At 70.3% G+C, this 1,761-nt stretch carries 2 protein-coding genes; both read right to left on the minus strand.

Annotated elements, in window-relative coordinates; all coding sequences use genetic code 11:
- The coding region (locus VGX25_RS25815; RefSeq protein WP_326920496.1) for a thiamine pyrophosphate-dependent enzyme at window positions 1–384 on the minus strand (384 nt) is incomplete at its 3' end.
- A partial coding sequence (locus VGX25_RS25820) for a 2-oxoacid:acceptor oxidoreductase subunit alpha (RefSeq protein WP_326920497.1) occupies window positions 381–1,761 on the minus strand: 1,381 nt, incomplete at its 5' end. The genes VGX25_RS25820 and VGX25_RS25815, both read right to left, overlap by 4 nt.

Here is a 1,761-nt window from a genome sequence, read left to right on the forward strand (position 1 = left end):
CAAGGCATGGATCAGGTGGTTGCCGCCGATGGACAGTGCGTCGCCGTCGCCGGTGACCACCCAGACCGACAGGTCCGGCCGGGTGACCGCCAGGCCGGTGGCGATCGCCGGGGCGCGGCCGTGGATGGAGTGCATCCCGTACGTGTTGAGGTAGTACGGGAACCGCGAGGAGCAACCGATCCCGGACACGAACACGACGTTCTCGCGCTTGAGCCCCAGGGTGGGCAGGAAGCTCTGCACGGCGTTGAGGACCACGTAGTCCCCGCAGCCGGGACACCAGCGGACCTCCTGGTCGGACTTGTAGTCCTTGGCGGTCTGCTTCTCGCCGGTGGTGGGCACTCCCGCCAGCCCGCCCATCGTGGGCAGCCCCAGGTCGACCGTCATGCCGGAACTCCTTTCACCACGTCGGTGAGCATGGCCTCCAGCTCCTCGGCCCGGAACGGCAACCCGGCCACCTTGGTGTGCGACCTGACGTCGACCAGATACCTGGCCCGCAGCAGCAGCGCCAGCTGGCCCAGGTTCATCTCCGGGACGATCACCTTGCGGTAGCCGGAAAGCACCTCGCCAAGGTTGCGCGGGAACGGGTTGAGATAGCGCAGGTGCGCCTGGGCCACCCGCAGGCCCTTGCGGCGGACCCGGCGGCAGGCCGCGCCGATCGGGCCGTAGCTGGAGCCCCAGCCGAGCACCAGCACCTCGGCCTCGCCGGACGGGTCGTCTACCACCAGATCCGGAACGGCCACACCGTCCACTTTGGCCTGGCGCAGCCGGACCATCCGGTCGTGGTTGTCCGGGTCGTAGGAGATGCCGCCCTTGCCGTCGGCCTTCTCCAGCCCGCCGATCCGGTGCTGCAGCCCGGGAGTGCCCGGAATGGCCCACTCCCGCGCGAGCGTCTCGCCGTCCCGGACGTACGGCCAGTGCTCGTCGCTGCCGTCCAGCGCGTTCGGCTCGGACGCGAAGCGGACCGACAGGTCGGGCAGCTCGTCGACGTTCGGGATCAGCCACGGCTCCGAGCCGTTGGCGATCGACCCGTCGGACAGCAGCAGCACCGGGGTGCGGTAGGTCAGCGCGATCCTGGCCGCCTCGAGGGCAATGTCGAAGCAGTCCGCCGGCGAGCACGGCGCCACGACCGGCACCGGGCACTCGCCGTTGCGGCCGAACATGGCCTGCAGCAGATCGGCCTGCTCGGTCTTGGTGGGAAGTCCGGTGGACGGGCCGCCGCGCTGCACGTCGATCACCAGCAGCGGCAGCTCGGTCATCACCGCGAGGCCGATGGTCTCCGACTTCAGCGCGATCCCCGGCCCGGACGTCGACGTCACGCCCAGCGCGCCGCCGTAGGAGGCCCCGAGCGCGGCGCAGATCCCGGCGATCTCGTCCTCGGCCTGCATCGTGGTGATGCCGAAGTTCTTGTGCTTGCTCAGCTCGTGCAGGATGTCGCTGGCCGGCGTGATCGGGTACGTGCCGAGGAGCACCTGCAGGCCCGATCGCTGCGCCGCCGCCACGATCCCGTACGCCAGCGCGGTGTTGCCGTTGATCTGCCGGTAGGTTCCGGCCGGCAGGGGCGCCGGCGGCACCTCGTAGGTGGTGGCGAAGGACTCCGTGGTCTCGCCGTAGTTCCAGCCCGCCCGGAAGGCCAGGATGTTGGCCTCGGCGAGGTCGGGCTTGCGGGCGAACTTCTCGCGCAGGAACCGCTCCGTGCCCTCGGTGGGCCGGTGGTACATCCAGGACAGCAGCCCGAGCGCGAACATGTTCTTCGCCCGCTCG

The organism is Actinophytocola sp., assembly GCF_035942955.1.
Taxonomy (GTDB): Bacteria; Actinomycetota; Actinomycetes; order Mycobacteriales; family Pseudonocardiaceae; genus DASYTH01.